At 64.7% G+C, this 668-nt stretch carries 1 protein-coding gene; it reads right to left on the minus strand.

The genetic code is table 11. The features are described 5' to 3' along the window. Positions 1-116: 116 nt before the first annotated feature. Positions 117-668: AFG1/ZapE family ATPase (locus tag F6Q13_RS19140; protein WP_293059881.1), on the minus strand; the 552-nt coding region annotated here is incomplete at its 5' end.

Consider the following 668-nt stretch of genomic DNA (forward strand, 5'->3'; position numbering starts at 1 on the left):
TCTCGCGCGTGGTATGCAAGCCCTGTCCAGCCGCCCACACGTCCTTCCAGCGTTGTGTCATTTGCCAGGTGGATGGGACCACCGGTTGGCCAGTATCTATGGACCACCTGTTTGGCTCATTGGGGATGATCGGCGGTCGCTGGGCTGGTGTCAACCGAGGGCTTTTGGCGGCGGCGGTAGGACTGGCCTTCGATGACGAGTTCGTGGGCAGTTGAGGTGAGCCGGTCGACGGCGGACTGGGCCAGCAGTGGGTCAGTCATGATGGCCAGCCATTCATCGGGGCTGCGGTTGGAGGTCAGCACAGTCGAGGCTCGTTGGTGGCGGGCCACGACGAGCTCGTAGAAGTCGGCGGTCGCGGTGGCGTCCATGGGCTGTAGGGCGAAGTCGTCGATGATCAGCAGCCGGATTTGGGCCAGGCGGCGCATCTCGGCTTCGGTGCTGTTGTCGAGCCGGGATGCTTTGAGCCGCTTGAACATTGCATCAGCGCGCAGCATCAGGGTGGGGATGCGTCGGCGTACGGCGATGTGACCCAGCGTGGTGGCCAGGTGTGTTTTGCCGACCCCGACGGGCCCGAGCAGCAGGGCGCCGTGGGGGCCGTCGAGGAACCGCAACGTGGACCTCCCCCGTTTTCCCGGAGACTTTTCTATCTGGGATCGGTGCCCTCGGGT

Source organism: Mycobacterium sp. (genome assembly GCF_008709575.1).
GTDB lineage: Bacteria > Actinomycetota > Actinomycetes > Mycobacteriales > Mycobacteriaceae > Mycobacterium.